The 19,008-nt window shown below is 68.6% G+C and carries 17 protein-coding genes; 11 read left to right on the plus strand and 6 right to left on the minus strand.

What is annotated here, in order from left to right:
• Nucleotides 1–31 precede the first annotated feature (31 nt).
• Nucleotides 32–1,816 carry a bifunctional diguanylate cyclase/phosphodiesterase gene (locus tag EGT29_RS12095; protein ID WP_161567802.1) on the plus strand — a complete coding sequence of 595 codons (1,785 nt, stop codon included), beginning with the start codon at nt 32–34 and terminating at the stop codon, nt 1,814–1,816.
• Between the two features lie 20 nt (nt 1,817–1,836).
• Entirely contained in the window at nt 1,837–3,000 is a 1,164-nt protein-coding gene (locus tag EGT29_RS12100) for a GGDEF domain-containing protein (protein WP_124689232.1), read from the plus strand.
• A gap of 6 nt (nt 3,001–3,006) precedes the next feature.
• On the opposite strand, the gene EGT29_RS12105 is transcribed toward EGT29_RS12100, so the two are convergent.
• Entirely contained in the window at nt 3,007–3,786 is a 780-nt protein-coding gene (locus EGT29_RS12105) for an IclR family transcriptional regulator C-terminal domain-containing protein (RefSeq protein ID WP_124689233.1), read from the minus strand.
• Between the two features lie 117 nt (nt 3,787–3,903).
• Between EGT29_RS12105 and EGT29_RS12110 the strand changes: the two genes are divergently transcribed.
• From EGT29_RS12110 to EGT29_RS12145, 8 genes are all read left to right on the plus strand, one after another.
• Nucleotides 3,904–4,878: a tripartite tricarboxylate transporter substrate binding protein gene (locus EGT29_RS12110; RefSeq protein WP_124689234.1), complete on the plus strand. Its 975-nt coding sequence runs from the start codon at nt 3,904–3,906 to the stop codon at nt 4,876–4,878.
• A 23-nt stretch (nt 4,879–4,901) separates the two neighbouring features.
• A complete protein-coding gene (locus tag EGT29_RS12115) occupies nt 4,902–6,143 on the plus strand; it encodes an aromatic ring-hydroxylating dioxygenase subunit alpha (protein WP_124689235.1) in 1,242 nt (413 codons plus the stop codon).
• A 3-nt stretch (nt 6,144–6,146) separates the two neighbouring features.
• Complete coding sequence (locus EGT29_RS12120) at nt 6,147–6,620, plus strand: aromatic-ring-hydroxylating dioxygenase subunit beta (RefSeq protein WP_124689236.1); 474 nt, start codon at nt 6,147–6,149, stop codon at nt 6,618–6,620.
• Nucleotides 6,617–7,624, plus strand: a complete 1,008-nt coding sequence (locus EGT29_RS12125; protein ID WP_124689237.1) for a PdxA family protein — start codon at nt 6,617–6,619, stop codon at nt 7,622–7,624. The genes EGT29_RS12120 and EGT29_RS12125 overlap by 4 nt, the downstream gene beginning before the upstream one ends.
• A gap of 23 nt (nt 7,625–7,647) precedes the next feature.
• Complete coding sequence (locus EGT29_RS12130) at nt 7,648–8,667, plus strand: 2Fe-2S iron-sulfur cluster-binding protein (protein WP_124689238.1); 1,020 nt, start codon at nt 7,648–7,650, stop codon at nt 8,665–8,667.
• 57 nt (nt 8,668–8,724) lie between these two features.
• Nucleotides 8,725–9,657 carry a LysR family transcriptional regulator gene (locus EGT29_RS12135; protein WP_124689239.1) on the plus strand — a complete coding sequence of 311 codons (933 nt, stop codon included), beginning with the start codon at nt 8,725–8,727 and terminating at the stop codon, nt 9,655–9,657.
• An 80-nt stretch (nt 9,658–9,737) separates the two neighbouring features.
• A complete protein-coding gene (locus EGT29_RS12140) occupies nt 9,738–10,703 on the plus strand; it encodes a tripartite tricarboxylate transporter substrate binding protein (RefSeq protein WP_124689240.1) in 966 nt (321 codons plus the stop codon).
• A 32-nt stretch (nt 10,704–10,735) separates the two neighbouring features.
• The gene (locus EGT29_RS12145) at nt 10,736–12,316 is read left to right on the plus strand and encodes a sulfatase (protein ID WP_124689241.1); all 1,581 of its coding nucleotides are present in this window, start codon (nt 10,736–10,738) and stop codon (nt 12,314–12,316) included.
• 150 nt (nt 12,317–12,466) lie between these two features.
• On the opposite strand, the gene EGT29_RS12150 is transcribed toward EGT29_RS12145, so the two are convergent.
• Genes EGT29_RS12150 through hmgA form a run of 3 tightly spaced genes read right to left on the minus strand, consistent with a single transcriptional unit; the run spans nt 12,467 to nt 16,078 of the window.
• A complete protein-coding gene (locus tag EGT29_RS12150) occupies nt 12,467–13,441 on the minus strand; it encodes a tripartite tricarboxylate transporter substrate binding protein (protein ID WP_124689242.1) in 975 nt (324 codons plus the stop codon).
• A gap of 19 nt (nt 13,442–13,460) precedes the next feature.
• Entirely contained in the window at nt 13,461–14,750 is a 1,290-nt protein-coding gene (fahA, locus tag EGT29_RS12155) for a fumarylacetoacetase (RefSeq protein ID WP_124689243.1), read from the minus strand.
• Nucleotides 14,747–16,078 (minus strand): homogentisate 1,2-dioxygenase, encoded by a 1,332-nt coding sequence (hmgA, locus tag EGT29_RS12160; RefSeq protein ID WP_124689244.1) that lies wholly within the window; start codon nt 16,076–16,078, stop codon nt 14,747–14,749. The genes fahA and hmgA overlap by 4 nt, the downstream gene beginning before the upstream one ends.
• Before the next feature lie 138 nt (nt 16,079–16,216).
• Here hmgA and EGT29_RS12165 point away from each other — a divergent pair, with 138 nt between their 5' ends.
• Nucleotides 16,217–17,044, plus strand: coding sequence for an IclR family transcriptional regulator (locus tag EGT29_RS12165; protein ID WP_124689245.1), 828 nt, complete (start codon nt 16,217–16,219; stop codon nt 17,042–17,044).
• Nucleotides 17,045–17,245: 201 nt separating this feature from the next.
• On the opposite strand, the gene EGT29_RS12170 is transcribed toward EGT29_RS12165, so the two are convergent.
• Nucleotides 17,246–18,469: a vWA domain-containing protein gene (locus tag EGT29_RS12170; protein WP_124689246.1), complete on the minus strand. Its 1,224-nt coding sequence runs from the start codon at nt 18,467–18,469 to the stop codon at nt 17,246–17,248.
• A gap of 215 nt (nt 18,470–18,684) precedes the next feature.
• On the minus strand, nt 18,685–18,987 hold the full coding sequence (locus tag EGT29_RS12175; RefSeq protein WP_124689247.1) for a Dabb family protein: 303 nt from the start codon (nt 18,985–18,987) through the stop codon (nt 18,685–18,687).
• Nucleotides 18,988–19,008: the final 21 nt, after the last annotated feature.

A 19,008-nucleotide genomic window follows, 5' to 3' on the forward strand; every position in this document is an offset into this window, starting at 1 on the left:
GAAAACGGCCCAGCCGTGGAGGAGGGAGCGCGTGCCCCCGCAGTACAACAACAGCCGGCGGACAGTCGGCACGAGGGAACCCGCCAACGACGCGAGGTTCCCGGGCGGCCTCGAGCCGGACACGGATTTCATACGCTACGCGCTGGACTGTGCCGCCATCGTGGCCAGTACCGATGCCCGGGGCACGATTACCTATGTCAATGCGCGGTTCTGCGAGATCAGCGGCTATTCCCGGCAGGAGCTGCTGGCTTCCAATCACCGCATGTTGAAGTCGGGCCTGCACGGCACGTCGTTCTTCCGCGCCATGTATCGCGAGATCGCGCAAGGCCGGGTCTGGCACGGCGAGATCTGCAACCAGCGCAAGGACGGTTCGCTCTACTGGATGGAAACGACCATCGTGCCGCATGTCCTGCAGGACGGGACGGTGGACAGCTACACCTCGATCTGCCTGGACATCACCGAGCGCAAGCTGCTCGAGGACGCCTTGAGGAGCAGCAAGGAGAGCCTGCGGCGCATCGCCTACGTCGATCCGGTGACGGGGCTGCCTAATCGCAGCTGGTTCCACCACCACGTGGCGTCGCTGGTGGGCGAATGCCGGCGGGCCGGCACGGGGTTCCACCTGGGGCTGATGGACGTTGACGCCTTCAAGGAGATCAACGACTTCTTCGGCCACCTGGCCGGGGACGAATTGCTGCGGGAAGTCGCCCGGCGGCTGGGCGCGATGGGCGACGCCCGCCTGTCGGTCTCGCGGATGGGGGGCGACGAGTTCGGGCTGGTGCTGACCGGCGCGACCGACGACGAAGCCACCGCGGTGTTCGAACGGGCGCTGGAACGCGTGCGCGATCCCCTGCGCATCGCCGAGACGTCGCGGCGGTGTTCGGCCAGCCTGGGCGTTTCCGTGTATCCCGGCCATGGCGAGGACAGCGAAAGCATGTTCCGGGCGGCCGACCTCGCGCTCTACCATGCCAAGTCGCTCGGCCGCGATCGCCTGGAATGCTTCGAGCCCACGCTCAGGGAAACCGCCGAGCGCAAGTCCGAGCTGCTGGCCGAGATCGAGACGGGGCTGCGCCGCGAGGCCTTCGAACTGCATTACCAGCCCATCGTTCCGGTCGCGCCGGGCGGCAAGGTCGCGCTGGAAGCCCTGATGCGCTGGCGCCACCCGCAGCGCGGTCTGCTGCCGCCCGCCGCGTTCCAGGAAGGCTTCGCCGATCCGGCGGTACGCGCGGCGCTGGGCATGTTCATGCTCGAACGCGTGTTCCGCGACGTCGACGCACTGTACGCGCGGAACATCCGGCTCGGCCGCGTGGCGATCAACCTGACGAACTCCGATTTTCGTTCCGAGGTCTTCCTGGATCGTTTTTTCGCGCTGTTCCGCGACAGCGGGATCGGTCCGGACCGATTCTGCGTCGAGGTCACGGAAAGCATGTTCCTGGGACTGAACCAGAAGCGGGTCGAGGACGGCCTGCGCCGCCTGCACGAGGCCGGCGTCGAGATCGCGCTGGACGACTTCGGCACCGGCCATGCGTCGCTGACCCACCTGCGCCTGCTTCCCATCGACAGGTTGAAGATAGACCGCAGCTTCGTCGCCAACCTGGTGGCGTCGGCCGAAGACCAGGCCATCGTGCGGGGCATCATCGACATCGCGCACAGCCTGGGCAAGACCGTGACGGCCGAGGGCGTGGAAACCTCGGAGCAGGCCAGGCTCCTGGCCCGCATGGGCTGCGACCTGCTCCAGGGCTGGTATTTCGGCAAGGCATGCGACGCCGGCGGCCTGTCCGACGTCCTCGACATGATGCCGCCCGTCGGCGATCCCTAGGCCGGAGGAAGCGCAAGGGAATGGACGCCAAGTCGGTCTTCGTGACGGTTGCGCTGATGGTGCTGGCCAACGGCGCCGTGCTGGCGAACGTCTACCGCGATCTTCCCGGGACGCTGAGGCCCGCCGCGATCCGCTGGCAGGCCGGAACGGCCCTGGTCGCCCTGGGCAGCGGCTTCTTCGCGTTCGGCAACATCATGCCCTTGCCGATCATGGTCACCCTGGCCAACGGCATGCTCCTGTCCGGCCTGGGCGCCTACCACCGGGCGTTCGAACGCTTCTACGGCCGCCGTTCGTCGCCGGCGGACGTCGCGATCGCCCTGGTCGCGGTGGCCGGCACGTTCTGGCTGTCGGCCATCGAGCCGTGCTTCATCTGCCGCGTCGAGCTGCTGTCGGCCGCCTGGACGCTGCTGCTGCTCCGGTCGATGTGGCTGCTGCACGCCATGCGCGCGGAGGACGAGTCGCGCAGCCGGCGCATGCTGATCGTGATCTATGGCCTGGTCGTCATCTACGTCCTCGGCCGGCTCGTGGTCTACCTGCATCTGGACGTGCCGCGCGAGACCACGATCGCGACCAACGACTACGGCATCAATCTGATCTCGCCCATGTTTGTGGCGCTGCTGCCGGTGATCGGCACCACGGCGTTCGTGCTGCTGTGCGCCGAACGCGTGAAGCGCCAGCTGGAGATCGCGGCGGCCACCGACTATCTGACCGGCCTGCCGAACCGGCGCACGCTGGTGGCGGACGGGAACACGGCGTTCCGCCGGACGCGCGAGACCGGCGTCGGGCTGGCCGTGGGCGTGATCGACATCGACCATTTCAAGGCGATCAACGATACCTACGGCCACGGCGTGGGCGACGAGGTGCTGACCTTCGCCGCGGATTGCCTGAAGCAGGCGGCCCGCAAGGGAGACCTGGTCGCGCGCACCGGCGGCGAGGAGTTCGTGGTGCTGATGGACGACCTGGACCTGCCGGCGGCCGCCGCGGCGCTCGAGCGCATCCGCGTCGCCGTGGCGGACAGCCGCTTCAGCATCGACGGCGCGCCGGTACCCATCACCATTTCCGCCGGCGTGGCCAGCTGCGAGCCGCGCGATCGCGACTTCGACGACGTGTTCCGCCGGGCCGACCGGGCGCTGTACCTGGCGAAGCTGGCGGGGCGCGACCGCGTGAAGCAGGCGGTGGCCTAGGCACTGTTACAGCATCGCGCTCAGCATCCGGCGGCCGCCCAGCAGCTCCGGCAGCAGGATCTCCACCATTTTTTCCAGCGTATAGCGGCCCGTGGCCGCGACCAGGCTCATGGCCGCGACCGTGCGTCCGGTCTGGTCTTGGATGGGAACGGCGATGGAGCGCAGGCCCAGTTCAAGTTCCTCGTCGCTGGTGGCATAGCCCAGGCGCCGCGTTTCCTCCAGCAGCGCCGTCAGCTCGGGAATCCCGGTGCGGGTGCGCGGCGTGAGCGCGCGGCGCGGCATGCGGCCCAGCAGGCGCGCGATTTCCTCGTCGGGCAGGGCGGCCATCAGCACTCGCCCGGTGGCGGCGCAATGGGCGGGCAGGCGCGAGCCCATGCTCAGGCCGTCCGACAGGCTGCGGCGGGTGGCGGCGCGCGCCACGAACACGACTTCGCCGCCGTCCAGCACGGCCAGGGAACTGGATTCCTTGGTGCGCTCGCTGATGGTTTCCAGCACCGGCTGGACCAGCTTGGGCAGGGGGCTGGAGCTGACATAGGCGTGCCCCAGGCGCAGCGCGCGGGGCGCCAGCCGGAAATACCTGCCGTCGCTTTCCACGTAGCCCAGCCGCTGCAGCGTCAGCAGCGAGCGGCGCGCCGTGGCGCGCGGATGGCCGGTGATCTCGGCTGCTTCGCTCAAGGTGAGCGGGCCGCTGCGCAGGCCGAAGGCCTCGATGATGGCCAGGCCTTTCTCCAGGCCGGCCACGTATTCCTTGTCTTCCTTGCTGCGGGGTTCGGGCACGGTGCTCATGGTCGAGGGAATGTTCGTTTTGCGAACATTCTAACCACTTTTCTTGATCATCGGATATTGCCGAACTAACGTTCGCTTTGCGACTTTCTGTTCGAGTTTAACCCAACGAGGTCAAGGATGAGACAACCAGCATGGACAGCCTGTGCCATCGCGGCATGGGCGGTGATCGCCAGCCCGGCCCAGGCCGACGAGGGCGCCTTCCCCAATCGTCCGATACGCATCGTCGTGCCTTATTCGGCCGGCGGCACCGCCGACGTGCTGCCGCGCATCATCGGCGAAAAGCTCAACGCGGCGTGGGGCCAGCCCGTCATCATCGACAACCGGCCCGGCGCGGGCGGCAACATCGGCGCCGACATGGTGGCCAAGGCGGCGCCCGATGGCTACACGCTGCTGGCCACGCCGCCGGCGCCGCTGGTCATCAACCAGTATCTGTACAAGAGCCTGCCCTTCGATCCCGAGCGCTTCGCTCCCGTGGCCGTGCTGGCGCGCGTGCCCAACGTGCTGGCGGTCAAGACCGCGCTGCCGGTGAAGTCGGCGCAGGAATTCATCGGCTATGCCCGCAAGAACGGCGGGCAGGTCACGGTGGCGACCCAGGGCAACGGCACGACCTCGCACCTGACCGGCGCGCTGGTCGCGGCCCAGGCCGACCTGGACTTCGTGTTCGTGCCGTACAAGGGCACGGCGCCGGCGTTGGCCGACCTGATGGGCGGCCAGGTCGATGCCTTCTTCGACAACATCAGCTCGACCTTCCGCCAGCACGAATCGGGCAAGCTGCGCATCCTGGCCGTGACCAGCGCGCAGCGCAGCCCCTTGCTGCCCAAGACGCCCACGCTGGCCGAGTCGGGGCTGCCCGGCTTCGACGTCAGCACCTGGTTCGGCGTGGTCGCGCCGGCCGGTACGCCGCCGGAGGTGGCGCGCAAGCTCAACGCCGCCATCGTCGAGGTCCTGAAGATGCCGGACGTCAGGCAGAAATTCATCGAGCAGGGCGCCGAGGTGGCAGGCGACACGCCGGCCCAGATGGCCGAGTTCATGCGGACCGAACGCGTCAAGTGGAAGAAGGCCATCGACACGGCCGAAGTCACCATCAACTGATGCTTGCAGCAACGAGGAAGTCCATGTCCCACAGCGACACCCGAGAACCCCGGACCTGGGAGCCCGGCCTGACCCGCGTGCCTTACTGGCTCTACCGCGACCAGGAAATCCACGACGCCGAGCAGCGGCGCGTCTTCCAGGGGCCGACCTGGAACTACCTGTGCCTGGAGGCCGAGATTGCCGAGCCGGGCGCCTATCGCACCACCTTCGTGGGCGACATGCCGGTGATCGTCGCGCGCGACGAGGACGGCGAACTGCAGGCCTTCGAGAACCGCTGCGCCCATCGCGGCGCGCTGATCGCGCTGGACGACGGCGGCCAGACGCGCGACTTCGCCTGTGTCTACCATGCCTGGCGCTACGACCTGCAGGGCAACCTGCGCGGCGTCGCGTTCCAGCAGGGCGTGAACGGCAAGGGCGGCATGCCGCCGGAGTTCCGCATGGAGGACCATCACCCGCGCAAGCTGCGCACCGCCAGCGTGGCGGGCATGGTGTTCGGCAGCCTGGACGAGGACGTGCCGCCGATCGAGGAGTACCTGGGCGAGGAGATCCTGGAACGCATCGAGCGCGTGCTGTGCAAGCCGGTGGAGGTGATCGGCCGTTTCAAGCAGACCATTCCGAACAACTGGAAGCTGTACATGGAGAACGTCAAGGACTCCTACCATGCCAGCCTGCTGCACGTGTTCTTCACCACCTTCAACATCAACCGCCTGTCGCAAAAGGGCGGGGTGATCGTGAGCGAAAGCGGCGCCCACCACGTCAGCTATTCGAAGGTCGCTCACCAGCCGCAGGCCAGCGCCGAATACAGCGCCGAGAAGCTGCGGTCGGACATGGAAGGCTACGCGCTGGCCGACCCCAGCATGCTGGACGGCTGCGACGAGTTCGGCGACGGCGTGACCTTGCAGATCCTGTCGGTGTTTCCCGGTTTCGTGCTGGCGCAGATCCAGAACACCCTGGCCGTGCGCCAGATCCTGCCCGACGGGTTGGACCGGACGGTGCTGAACTGGACCTACCTGGGCTTCCAGGACGACACGCCCGAGTTGCGGCGCATGCGGCTCAGGCAATCCAACCTGACGGGGCCGGCGGGCTTCGTGTCCATGGAGGATGGCGCGGTGGGCGGTTTCGTGCAGCGCGGCATCGCGGCAAGCCGCGATCAGGAGGCCGTGCTGGAGATGGGCGGCGGCGGCATCGAGACCCAGGAGAACCGCACCACCGAAGCGTCGGTGCGCGGATTCTGGAACGCCTATCGCGGCTACATGGAGATCTGAAGCATGGCCGAATTCACCCAAGAGCGGCTGGGCATCCTGAACGCCGCCTACGCGCGCTGCATCGACAACGACGAGGTCGAGGCCTGGCCGGCGTTCTTCGAGGAGCGCTGCCTGTACGTGGTCAATACCGCCGAGAACCACGCGGCCGGCATGGAGGCGGGGGTGATCTACGCCGACACGCGCGCCATGTTGCACGACCGCGTGTCGGCGCTGCGCGATGCCAACGTCTACGAGCGCCACCGCTATCGCCACATCGTCGGCCAGCCGTTCGTGCTGGGCATCGAGGATGGCGCGGCCAGCGTCGAGACGCCCTTCATCGTGGTGCGCATCATGCGCGATGGCGCCACCGAGGTGTTCGCGTCCGGCCGCTACCTGGACCGCGTGGTCGAAGGCGCGGACGGGCAGCTCAGGTTCGCCCGGCGGCTGGCCATCTGCGACAGCCGGAACATCGATACCTTGCTGGCGATACCGCTATGAGCGGAGCCGTCCGACCACCGGGGGAAAGGGCGCGCAAGCGCATCGCCATCGCGCTGGGCGATGCCAACGGCATCGGTCCGGAGATCGCGGTGAAGGCCGCCCGTGCGCTGCGCGGCGAGCCGGTCGATTGCGTGCTGGTGGGCGATGGTTTCGTGCTGCGCGAGCAGGTGGCCCGCCATGCGCCCGGCATGGCGCTGACGGCCTTCGAGCCGGGCGCGGTGCGCCTGCCGGATCAACTGCCGTGGGTCGACGTGGCGGCCCTGCCGCAGGCGGAGTACGCACCGGGCGAGGTGCGCGCCGGCGCGGGCGCGGCCATGGTGGCCTACGTCCGCGAAGCGGTGCGCCTGGCCCGGGCCGGGCTGGTCGACGCCGTGGTCGGCTGTCCGCATTCGGAGACGTCGGTGGCGCGGGCCGGCATTCCGTTCTCGGGCTATCCGGGGCTGATCGCGCAATTGACCGGGACGCCGGCCGACCGGGTGTTCCTGATGCTGGCCACGCCCGATCTCAGGATCGGCCACGTGACGCTGCACGAGCCGGTGCGCCAGGCGCTGGCCCGGCTGGATACGCAACTGGTCGTGGACGCGGCGCTTGCCATCATAGACGGCGCGCGTGCGATAGGCATCGAACGGCCGCGCCTGGGCGTCTTCGGCATCAACCCGCACGCGGGCGAGGGCGGCCTGTTCGGCGGCGAGGACCAGGCTATTACCGAGCCCGCGGTGGCGCGCCTGCGCGCCATGGGCCTGGACGTGGACGGCCCGCAAGGGGCCGACCTGATGCTGGCGCAGCGCGGGCACGACGTGTACCTGGCCATGTTCCATGACCAAGGCCACATTCCCGTCAAGCTGCTGAGCCCCCGGCAGGCCAGCGCGCTGTCGCTGGGCGGCGGCGTGCGCTTCAGCAGCGTCGGACACGGCTGCGCCTTCGACATCGCAGGCCAGGGCACGGCCGATGCCTCGGCCGTGCTGCGCACCGTGCGCCTCTTGGCCGGGTTGGCCGATCACTAGGTCCGCCGGACCGGATGGAATCCATGCAATACACCATACGCATCGATCAACGAGACATCGAATTTCCCTGCGAGGACGGCCAGACCGTCCTGGACGGCGCGCTGGCCGCCGGCTACGAGATCCCGTACTCCTGCCGCACCGGTATCTGCGGCAGTTGCCGGGGGCGCATCGTGCGGGGGGACGTCCGTGGCGGGGCCGGCCAGGGCGTGCTGGACGAGGACGAACGGCGCGAGGGCGGGGCGTTGCTGTGCCAGGCCCGGCCCTGTTCCGACCTGGACGTGGCGGTGCGCGACATCGAACGCCGCGATCCGGCCGCCAGCAAGACCGTGGCCGCCAAGGTCTACCGGCTGGCCCGCGCCGCCCACGACGTGACGGTGCTGCACTTGCGCTTTCCCGCTGGCACGCGGGTGCGCTTCAAGGCCGGGCAGTACCTGCACGTGCGGATGGCGGACGGCGCCGTCCGCCATTTCTCCATGGCCAACCCGCCGCAGCAGAGCGACGGCGTGGAACTGCACGTCCGCCACGTCCCCGGCGGCAAGTTCTCCGGCTACGTGGCGGAGTCGGTGCAGGCCGGCCAGTTCCTGGACGTGTCGCTGCCGTTCGGCGACTTCTATCTGCGCGAGACCGGCCGGCCCGCGGTGCTGGTGGCCAGCGGCACCGGCTTCGCGCCCATCAAGTCCATCGTCGAGGACGCCATTCGCCGCAAGCTCGATCGGCCCATGACGCTTTACTGGGGCGCCCGGCGGGAAGAGGACCTGTACCTGGCGGACCTGCCGCGCAAGTGGGCCGACAAGCATCCCTGGTTCCGCTTCGTGCCCGTGCTGTCCGACAGCCCGGCGGACGCCGGCTGGCAGGGGCGCCAGGGGTTCGTCCACCAGGCGGTGCTGGACGACTTCGCCTCGCTGGCCGACCATGAGGTCTATGCCTGCGGCGCGCCCGCGATGATCAGCGCGGCGCGCCAGGGCTTCGTGCACGAGCGGGGGTTGGCCATCGACCGCTTCTATTGCGATGCCTTCGTGCCCATGGCGCCGCAGGCGGCATAGCGGCCGTGTCCGCTCCGGGCTGTGCCAGAATGAGGCGTCGTCGGGTGCGGAGCTTTCATGGACTGGATTCAACGCCTGCGTGTCAGGCAACTGTATGTGCTGGTCTCTCTGCACGAGACGGCCAACCTGAGCCTGACCGCGGCGCGGATGCACATGACCCAGCCCGCCTTGTCGAAATGGCTGCGCGAACTGGAAACGGACCTGGGCGTGGAGCTGTTCGAGCGGCATTCGCGCGGGCTGGTGCCCACGCGCTTCTGCGACACGCTGGTCGGGCATGCGCGGACGGTGCTGGGGGAACTCGAACGCACCGGCGAGACGCTGCGCGCGATGAGCGACGGTTCGGACGGGCAGTTGCTGGTCGGCACCACGCCCATCGGGACCAGCGGGCTGCTGCCCGCGTGCCTGGGCAATTATCGCCGCCTGCGGCCGGGCATCTGCACCGTCGTCCACGAGAACTCGCTGGAAAAGCTGCTGCCCCAGCTCAAGGAAGGCAGGCTGGATTGCATCGTGTCCCGCATCGAGGCGCCCGTCGATCCCGCGGTCGTGGCCGAGCCGCTGCAGGAGGAAGGAATATGCGTGGTGGCCAGCCGCGGCCACCCGCTGGCGCGGCTGCGCAAGGTGACCTGGGCCCAGGCCCGCGATTATCCGTGGGCGATGCCCCAGGCCGGCACGCCCCTGCGGCGCGAAATGGAGCTGGCGCTGGCAGCGGTGGGCGAGCCGCTGCCGCGCGCGGCCATCGAGGCCTCGTCGGTGGTGCTGATCGCCTCGCTGCTGCAGGACGACGAGATGCTGGCGGTGATGTCGGATGCCGTGGTGCTGGCGCTGTCCCGGCTGGAACGCCTGAAGGTCCTGCCCCTGGCGCTGGGGCGCCGGGCCACGGTGGGGGTGCTGCGGCGGGCCGGCACGATGCCAACGCCGGTGCTGGAGGATTTCCTGTCCTGCCTCAGGCAGGCCGCGGGGGCGGGCGGCCGGAATAACCAGAATTCATGACAGCGGGCCCATTAGTCATTATCCAGCCTGGGCCCGGGCATCCATACTCCCGGCACAAATCCATCATGCAAGGAGACAACATGGGTGCGACCCGTATTCTCGTCGCGGCCTGTGCCACGTTCGCCGCGACCGCCGCCGCGCAGCCGGCGGCCTTTCCGTCCCGGCCCGTGCGCATCGTCGTGCCCTTCGCCCCGGGCGGCGCCGTGGACGTGATGACGCGGCAACTGGCGCGCGTGATTGCCGAGCAGCAGGGCTATACCGTCATCGTCGAGAACAAGCCCGGCGCGTCCGGCCTGATCGCTTCCGAGGCGGTGGCCAAGTCCGCGCCCGACGGCTACACGCTGCTGATGGCGACCTCGAACACGCACGGCGTGAACAGCTTCCTGTTCAAGCAATTGCCTTACGATCCGATCAAGGACTTCACTCCGGTGGCGATGGTGGCCGACAACGTCGTGGTGCTGCTGGCGCACCGATCGTTCCCGGCGACGAATTTCCAGGAAGCGGTGGCCCTGATCCGCAAGGAACCGGGCAAGTACAGCTATGCCTCGCCCGGGTCGGGCACGGTCCATCACATGGGCATGGAGCTGCTGAAGGCGGCCGCCCGCCTGGACGTGGTGCACGTGGGCTACAAGGGCGCCGGCCCCGCGATGGCCGACCTGGCGGCCGGACACGTGCCGCTGATGATGGGCGGCATCGCGCCGGCGGCGCCGTTCATCAAGTCGGGCGCGGTGCGCGTGCTGGCCGTGGCCAATCCCGAGCCGTTCCCCACGCTGCCCGGCGTGCCGCTGTTCAAGGACGTGGCGCCGGACGTATCGGTGACGTCATGGATGGGACTGACCGCGCCGGCCGGCACGCCCGCCGCCGTGGTGGACCGCCTGAACGCCGACGTGCGCAAGGCGCTGGACAAGCCCGGTTTCGCGCAGACCATGGCCGATCTCGGCATGGTGCCCCATCCGATGAGCCCGGCCGACATGGGCCGCCAGATCGCCGCCGAGATGCCCAAGTGGAAGCGGGCGGTGCAGATTTCCGGCGCCACCGCCGAATGAGCCCGGACGACAACGCCTCGATGGAATCCCCGATGCCGCAATCGCAACGCCCCGTCAATTTCCTGCTGTTCATCACCGACCAGCATCGCGCCGATCACCTGGGCGCCTACGGCAACCGGGTCGTCGCCACGCCCAACCTGGACGCGCTGGCCGCCGCCGGCTGGCGCGGCGACGAGATGCACGTCGCCACCCCCATCTGCATGCCCAACCGCGCCAGCCTGTTGACCGGCCGCTATCCGTCGGCCCATGGCGCGCGCCACAACGGCATCCCGCTCGACCTGCAATCGGCCACCTTCGTGGACGTGCTGCGCCAGGCCGGCTACCGCACCTCGCTGGTGGGCAAGGCGCATTTCCAGAACATGACGGACAACCCGCCGCCCTGGCCGCCCAATCCCGCCGACCGGCTGGCGCGCGAGGCGAAGGTGCGCGGGCCCGGGCGCTACGACCAGGAGAACCGCAACAAGTGGCTGACCCGGGAGGGCTACGATCTCGACTATCCGTTCTACGGTTTCGAGGACGTGGACCTGGTGGACGACCACAGCGACTCGGTCCATGGCCACTACCGCCAGTGGCTGCGCCGCCACCATCCCGAGGTCGAGGCCCTGATCGGGCCGAAGGCCGCCACGCCCGCGCCGGACTACGTGCTGACCTCGTTCGGCCAGGCCTGGCGCACGGCGGTGCCCGAGGAACTCTATCCCAGCGCCTACATCGCCGACCGTACCATCGAGCGCCTGGAGCGCGCCGGCAGCCAGCCGTTCTTCATTCAGTGCTCGTTCCCCGATCCGCACCATCCCTTCACGCCGCCGGGCAAGTACTGGGACATGTACGACCCCGACGAGATGGCGCTGCCGCCGTCCTTCCACACCGGCGAGGCGCCGCTGCCCCACGTCGAATGGCTGTACCGCCAGCGCGACGGCGGCAAGGCGGTCAAGCACACGCCCGCCATCTTCGCCTGCACCGAGCGCGAGGCCAAGGAAGCGCTGGCGCTGAACTACGGATCGATCACCAACATCGACCACCAGATCGGCCGGGTGCTGGCGGCGCTGAAACGGCTGGGGCTGGACCAGGACACGGTGGTGATCTTCACCAGCGACCATGGGGACTACCTGGGCGACCATCAGTTGATGCTGAAGGGGCCCATCCACTACCGCGGCCTGGTGCGTGTGCCGTTCATCTGGCACGACCCCGCGCTGCCGGCGCGGGGCGCCGGCAGCGCGCTGGCCAGCACCATCGACGTCGCGCCCACGATCCTGGAGCGGGCCGGCGTGGCGGGCTTCAACGGCATCCAGGGCAAGAGCCTGCTGGACGTCATGGCCGGCAAGGCCGAGCGCGTGCGCGAACACCTGATGATCGAGGAAGAGGGCCAGCGCGTCATCCTGGGCTTCGATGCGCGCATCCGCTGCCGCACCCTGCGCTCGGACCGCTATCGCCTGACCATCTACGACGGCGCCGAGTGGGGCGAGCTGTACGACCTGGAGCGCGATCCCATCGAGGCCAGGAACCTGTGGGACGATGCCGAATACGCGGGCGTGAAGGCCGACATGATGCAGGCCCTGGCGCGCGACATGCTCCATCACATCGACACCAGCCCCTATCCCGACGCATTAGCTTGATCCCCCCTACGCGCTGACGCGCGCCCCCCAGGGGGCGATGCGGGTGGACCGGAAGGGAAGCCCACCCCCACGCCCTTCGGGCGCCCCCTCAAGGGGGCGATGCGGGTGGACCGGCAAAGCCGGATCCACCGCATCCTTGGGGGTAGCTGATCAGTCCAGGGTGATTTTCAGATCGCGGATCAGTTTTTGCCAGAGCTCGCTTTCGCTCTTGACCAGGGCGGCGTATTCCTGGGGCGTGCTGCCTACGGGCTCGATGCCGAATTCCACCAGTTTCTTGTTCACGGCCGGGGTCTTGATGGCGGCGGTGACTTGTTTTTGCAGGGTGGCGATGACCTCGGGCGGGGTGTTCGCGGGAGCGACCATGCCGACCTGGGCCGACGCTTCCACGCCCTGGATGCCCAGTTCCGCGAAGGTGGGCACGTCGGGCAGCTGCGGCAGGCGCGTGGGGTTGGCCACGGCCAGCGGGCGGACCTTGTGGCCCTTGATGAAGGCGTTGCCGGCCGCGAGGTCGGTCATCATGGCCGGCAACTGGCCGCCGGCCACGTCGACCAGCGCGGGCGCGGCGCCGCGATAGGCGATGTGCAGCATGCGCATGCCGGTGCGTTCCTTCAGCAGTTCCATGGCCAGGTGGTGCGGGCTGCCCGCGCCGGCCGAGGCGTAGCTGTACTTGCCCGGCTGGCTCTTGACCTTGGCGATGAAGTCCTTGGCGTCCTTGAACTCGGTGTTCGGGCCCACGATCAGGATCATGGGGAACTTGCCCATGAGCGTGACGGGCGCCAGGTCGCGCGTGGGGTTGTAGCTCAGGTTCTTGTACAGGGCGGGGTTGAACACCAGCGTGCCGTTGTCGGCCGACAGCACCGTGTAGCCGTCGGGCGCGGCGCGCGCCGTCTCGACCGCGCCGATGGCCGTGTTGCCGCCGGGCTTGTTGTCCACCACGACCGGCTGCTTGATGAGCTCGGACAACTGGGCGCCGATGGTGCGGGCCAGGAAGTCGGAACCGCCGCCCACCGCGTAGGGAACGATCCAACGGACGGGCTTGGAGGGATAGGCGTCGGCCGCAGCGGCCGCGCCGGTCCAGAGGACCAGCGCCGAAGCCGCCAGTGCCGTCGTCCACGTGCTTTTCATGCTTGTCTCCTTGGGGTTGTCAGGGTTGGGGCAGGGCGGGCAGGATGGTGCCGGCGCACGAGCCGAAGCCCACGCGGTAGCCGTCGCCCTGGCACCAGCCGGTCAGGATGACTTCATCCCCGTCCTCGATGAAGGCGCGGGTCGCCCCGCCGATGTCCACCGGATGCTTGCCGTTGCCGGTGAGTTCCAGCAGCGATCCGTACGAGCCCGCGTCGGGCCCGCTGATCGTGCCGGACCCCATCAGGTCCCCCACCCGGGTATTGCAGCCGGACACCGTATGGTGCGCCAGTTGCTGAGCCATCGTCCAGTACATGTGCTTGAAGTTGGTACGGGCGATGGAGGACGCCTGGTCGCGGCCCTGCAGGCGCAGCGAGACTTCCAACTGGATGTCGAAGGCGTGCTGGCCGTCGTGGCGCAGGTAGGGCAGGGGCTCGGGTTCCTGCCGGGGCTGCCGGGTGCGGAAGGGCGCCAGGGCATCCATCGTGACCACCCAGGGTGAAATGGTCGTGGCGAAGCCCTTGGAATTGAAGGGGCCCAGCGGCACGTATTCCCAGGCCTGGATGTCGCGCGCGCTCCAGTCGTTCAGCAGGACCATGCCGAAGATGTGCGATTCGGCCTCGTCGCTGGACACCGGTTCGGCCATGCCGTTGGGCACGCCGACGAAGAAACCGGTTTCCAGTTCGAAGTCCAGCTTCAGGCAGGGCGAGAACACCGGCCTCTCCTGGTTGGGAAGCTTGATCTGCCCGTTGGGCCGCCGTACCGGCGTGCCGCTGACGACCACCGACGAGGCGCGGCCGTTGTAGCCGATGGGGATCTCCAGCCAGTTCGGCAGCAGCGCGTTCTTGGGATCGCGGAACAGGGCGCCGACGTTGGTCGCGTGTTCCTTCGACGAATAGAAGTCGGTATAGCCGGGGATCTCGACCGGCAGCAGCAGCGTGGCGCCCGCCTGCGGCACCAGCGCCTGGGCGCGCGCCGCGGCGTCGTCGCGCAGGGTGGCCGTATTGGCGGCCAGCAGCGTGCCGAGCTGGCCGCGCACGCTGCGCCAGGTTTCCCGGCCGGCGGCCATGAAGGCGTTCAGGCTGCCGGTGGCGAACAGGGGGCGGGGCGTGCGCAGCAGTCCCGTCTGTTCGAGCCGGGCGAGGTCCAGGATCTGGTCGCCGATGGCCACGCCCACCCGGGCGTCGGCGCTGGCGGACGGCTTGAACACGCCGTAGGGCAGGTTCTGGATGGGGAAGTGGCTGTCGGCGGCATTGGCCGACTCGACCCAGCTTCTCAGGCTGGGAGCGATCGTGGGATCGGCGGGATTCATCGGGTCTCCGGGGAAAAATGCTTGGTCAGGTTCTGCCAGCACTGGAAGTACTGGCTTTGCAATTGGGCGGTGTCCAGCGCGTAGCGGGTGGGCTTGATGACGTGCCGGGTCTCGAACATGAACGCCATCGTATCGCCGACCTTGTGCGGCTGGGAGGTGTCCGCGCGCGAGGCTTTCTCGAAGGTGTCGCCGTCGGGGCCGTGGCCGGTCATGCAGTTGTGCAGGCTGGCGCCGCCCGGCACGAAACCCTCGGCCTTGGCATCGTAGGCGCCGTGCACCAGGCCCATGAACTCGCTGGCCACGTTGCGATGGAACCAGGGTGGGCGGAAGGTGTCCTCGGCGGCCAGCCAGCGCGGCGGGAAGATGACGAAATCCAGCGAATCCACGCCCGGCGTGTCGCTGGGCGCCTGCAGCACCAGGAAGATGGACGGATCGGGATGGTCGTAGCTGATCGAGCCTATGGCGTTGTAGCGCCGCAGATCGTACTTGTAGGGGGCGTAGCTGCCGTGCCAGGCCACCACGTCCAGCGGCGAGTGGCCGATGGCGGCGCGCCACAGGCGGCCGCCGAACTTGGCCACCAGCTCGAAGCGGCCTTCGCGGTCCTCGTAGCTGGCGCAGGGGGTCAGGAAGTCGCGCGGGTTGGCCAGGCCGTTCGAGCCGATCACGCCCAGGTCGGGCAGGCGCAGCAGGGCGCCGAAGTTTTCGCAGATGTAGCCGCGCGCCTCGCCGTCGGGCAGCGACACCTGGAAGCGGCAGCCGCGCGGCACGACCGCGATCTCTTGCGGTTCGAGGTCGATCACGCCCAGCTCGGTGGCGATGCGCAGGCGCCCTTGCTGGGGCACGATCAGCAGTTCGCCGTCGGCGCTGTAGAAGTAGCGGTCCTGCATGGAGCGGTTGGCGGCGTACAGGTGGATGGCGCAGCCCTGCATGGCATCGGCCGATCCGTTGCCGGCCATGGTGACCCAGCCGTCGACGAAATCGGTAGGCGCCTGCGGCATGGGCAGCGGATCCCAGCGCAACTGGTTGGGCGAAGTGGGCGGCACCTGGCTGAAGTCGCCCACCAGGCGCGGGCTTTCCATGGGCTCGAACGGCAGGTGCACCGCGGCGGGCCGGATCCGGTACAGCCACGAGCGGCGGTTGTGGCTGCGCGGCGCGGTGAAGGCCGTGCCTGACAGTTGCTCGGCATACAGCCCGTAGGGCGCGCGCTGGGGGGAATTGCGTCCCACGGGCAGGGCGCCCGGCAAGGCTTCGGTGGCGAATTCATTGCCGAAGCCCGACATGTAGCCGGTGCTGGTGGCAGTTTCGGCGGGATGAGGGGTCGTGGTCATGATCGTCTGCGGGGTGGGATCAAAAATTTACGTCGAAAGTAACGCATTTACGTTAAGCGTAATTTTTGTTGGCGACGGCGTCAAGTAATTACGTCATGCGTGCTAGGATTACGTTAAACGTAATTTTGCGGGGGCGGCGTGGCGACCAAGGGAAGCGCGAACGCAGGCGAGGACGAGGCGCCCGCGCGCGGCGGCAGCGGGGTGCAGGCACTGGAAACGGGCCTGACGGTGCTCGACGCCTTCGCCGACGTCATCCGCCCCATGATGCTCAAGGAAATCGCCCTGGCGGCCGACATGCATCCGGCCAAGGTGCACCGCTACCTGGCGAGCTTCATCAAGCGTGGCTATGTGGAGCAGGATGCGCAAGGGCGCTACAGCCTAGGGCGCGGGGCCCTGCGCATCGGCCTGGCCAGCCTGGCCTCGCTGGACGCCGTCCGGCTGGTCACGCCGCTGCTGGACGAACTCAGCAACGCGCTGGGCGAGACCGTGCTGGCGGCGGTCTGGGGCAATCGCGGTCCCACCGTGGTGCAATGGCGCGATTCGCCCCGTCCGGTCATGGTGAACGTACGTCCCGGCTCGGTCCTGCCGCTGCTGTCGTCGGCGACCGGACGGGTATTCGCCGCCTTCATGGCGCCGTCGCTGACGGCCGCGCTGGTCGATGAAGAACTGAAGGAGCGGGCCGCCGAGGGCGCGTATCCCTCGAACGCCCGCGACGTCGCGGAGTTGCTGGACGGCGTGCGCGCGCTGCACGTGGGCCGCGTCACCGGCGACGTCCTGCCCGGCGTGGACTCGGTCAGCTCGCCCGTTTTCGACTACGACTCGCGCATGGTGCTGGCCATCACCGCCCTGGGCAACAGCGCCCGTTTCGACTCCGATCCCGCCGGCCCCATCGCCGCCGCCGTCCGCCAGGCCGCCGAAACCCTGTCCCATCGCCTGGGTTACCCGGGCGACGCCGTGGCCCCATAAGAAAAAGCCGCTCGACAGAGCGGCAAATGACTGCACCCAACACTGGGATGGCCCACCCCGTACCCGCGGCGTCGTGGATCAAGGCAAGCATGCGGTGCTCCGCCCCGAAACACCTCCGCTCAGACCCAGGATGCGGTGGATCCGGCTCCGCCGGTCCACCCGCATCGCCCCCTGGGGGGCGCGCGTAAGCGCGTAGGGGGGTCAGTATTCGACCGGCAAGAGGATTTCGCCCCGGATGCCGGCGCCGTCATTGATCACCACGCGCAGGGTCTTGGCCTTGCCATCGGCCTTGGCGCGATAGGTGATGATGTAGCCGCCGGCGGCCACTTCAGCGATGGGCAGGTCGACCAGGCTGAACTCCCGTTCGTCCCATTCGAAATACGCGCCGCCCGTGCCTTCGGTGCCGGCGAAGACCTTCATGTCGGTGTGGATGCCGGGATCGCCGATGGCGGGCGACACCACGTGCACCACGGCCTTGCCCTTGAGCTTGGTGATGAGGTCGGCCGCGGTGGGCGGGATCCAGCGTCCGCTGATGTTGGCGCCGGTGTAGCTGCCGCCGTTGTGCGACACGACGTCGGTGACGACGATCAGCACCCGCTGGGCGCCGGTGCGCCACGGCGTATGGTCGAACGCGAACTGCAGGGCGCCGACCGCGTTCTCGGGGCCGTCCCCGCCGCCCGTGGCGGTTTCTTCGGTAATGAACTGCTTGAACTTGGTGAAGTCGGTGGTGGGCGCGAAGACCTGACGCTCACTGCTATCGAAGGGCGGCGGCGTGGTGCTGCCGGTGCCGATGCGCGTCGAGCCCGTGACCTTGGTGTCGAAGGCATCGCCGAAGGTGACCGCGCCCAGCTGGACGTCCAACCCGCTCTTGCCGAGGAAGTCGGCGAACTCGATGATGGACGACTGCACGCTGTCGAGGGCGCCGCCCATGCTGCCCGTCGTGTCGAACACGAAGACGATGTCGGCCTTGGCGCGGGTGGAGTCCTCGCCGATGCGGCGCACGGTGTGGCCCTTGACGATGCCGCCTTCGACCACGACGAAGTCGTCGGTGTCCAGGTCAGGAACGGCTGCCTTGGTCAGGTTCGCGCGGGTGGCCGCGAACTTGTTGGGACCGGAGCGCATGGACAACTGCCGCGCCGACAAGGTCGTGGCGGTAGGCGCCGCGAAGCCCGCGACGTTGATGTCGTACAGGCCGCTGCCATCGGTCCTGGCCGAGACGGTACCGGCCGCCGTGATGGTCGGGTCGGTGATCGTCGCGGGCGGCTTGGCCGTGCTGTCGGCATAGGGGTCGGGGGGAGGGGGCGGAGGGGTGCCGCCACCGCCTCCACCGCCGCCGCTCGACGCGACCGAGCCGTCGCCGCCACAGCCGGCGAGGAATCCCGCCACCAGCAGCGCCATCAATCCATTCCTGGAAAACAGTTTCATTGTCGTGCTCCCTTATGTTCCCCCCCAGGGGGCGCATGGCATGAATACGCGGCGCGCGGACCATCCTGCATGGACGAGGGTGGGCCGTGCGGCGCGGACTGGTTGAACCGCTGTCCGGATGAGATCAGGGGTTCGTGCAGGGGATGGTAGGGAGGAACCGCAAGCCGCTGAATATGGCAAACGGTAGGGCGGGACTAGGCCGAATGGCGGGGGGCTCAGGCGACTTCGTAGTCGACCATGCAGCCCGAGTCGAGATAGCGGTCCATCCTGGCACGCGTTTCCATGTGCACGGGATGGGCGTGATAGCCCTGTAGCGCGTCGCGGTCGGTGAACACCGTGTAGACCACGACGTCCAGCGCCTTGCTCGACGTGCTGAAGTTCAGGCCGGCCTCGGACTCCAGCAGGCCCGGAATGCGCCCGCGCTGCGCCGCGATGGTCTCGCGGATGATGGCGAAAACCGATTCGCGCGTTTCGCCTTCATCGAGTTTCAGGCGCCACATGGCGATGTGCTTGATCATGGGAGGTCCTTGGTGCGTGGG

Origin of the sequence: Pigmentiphaga sp. H8, assembly GCF_003854895.1 — a bacterium.
GTDB lineage: Bacteria > Pseudomonadota > Gammaproteobacteria > Burkholderiales > Burkholderiaceae_B > Pigmentiphaga.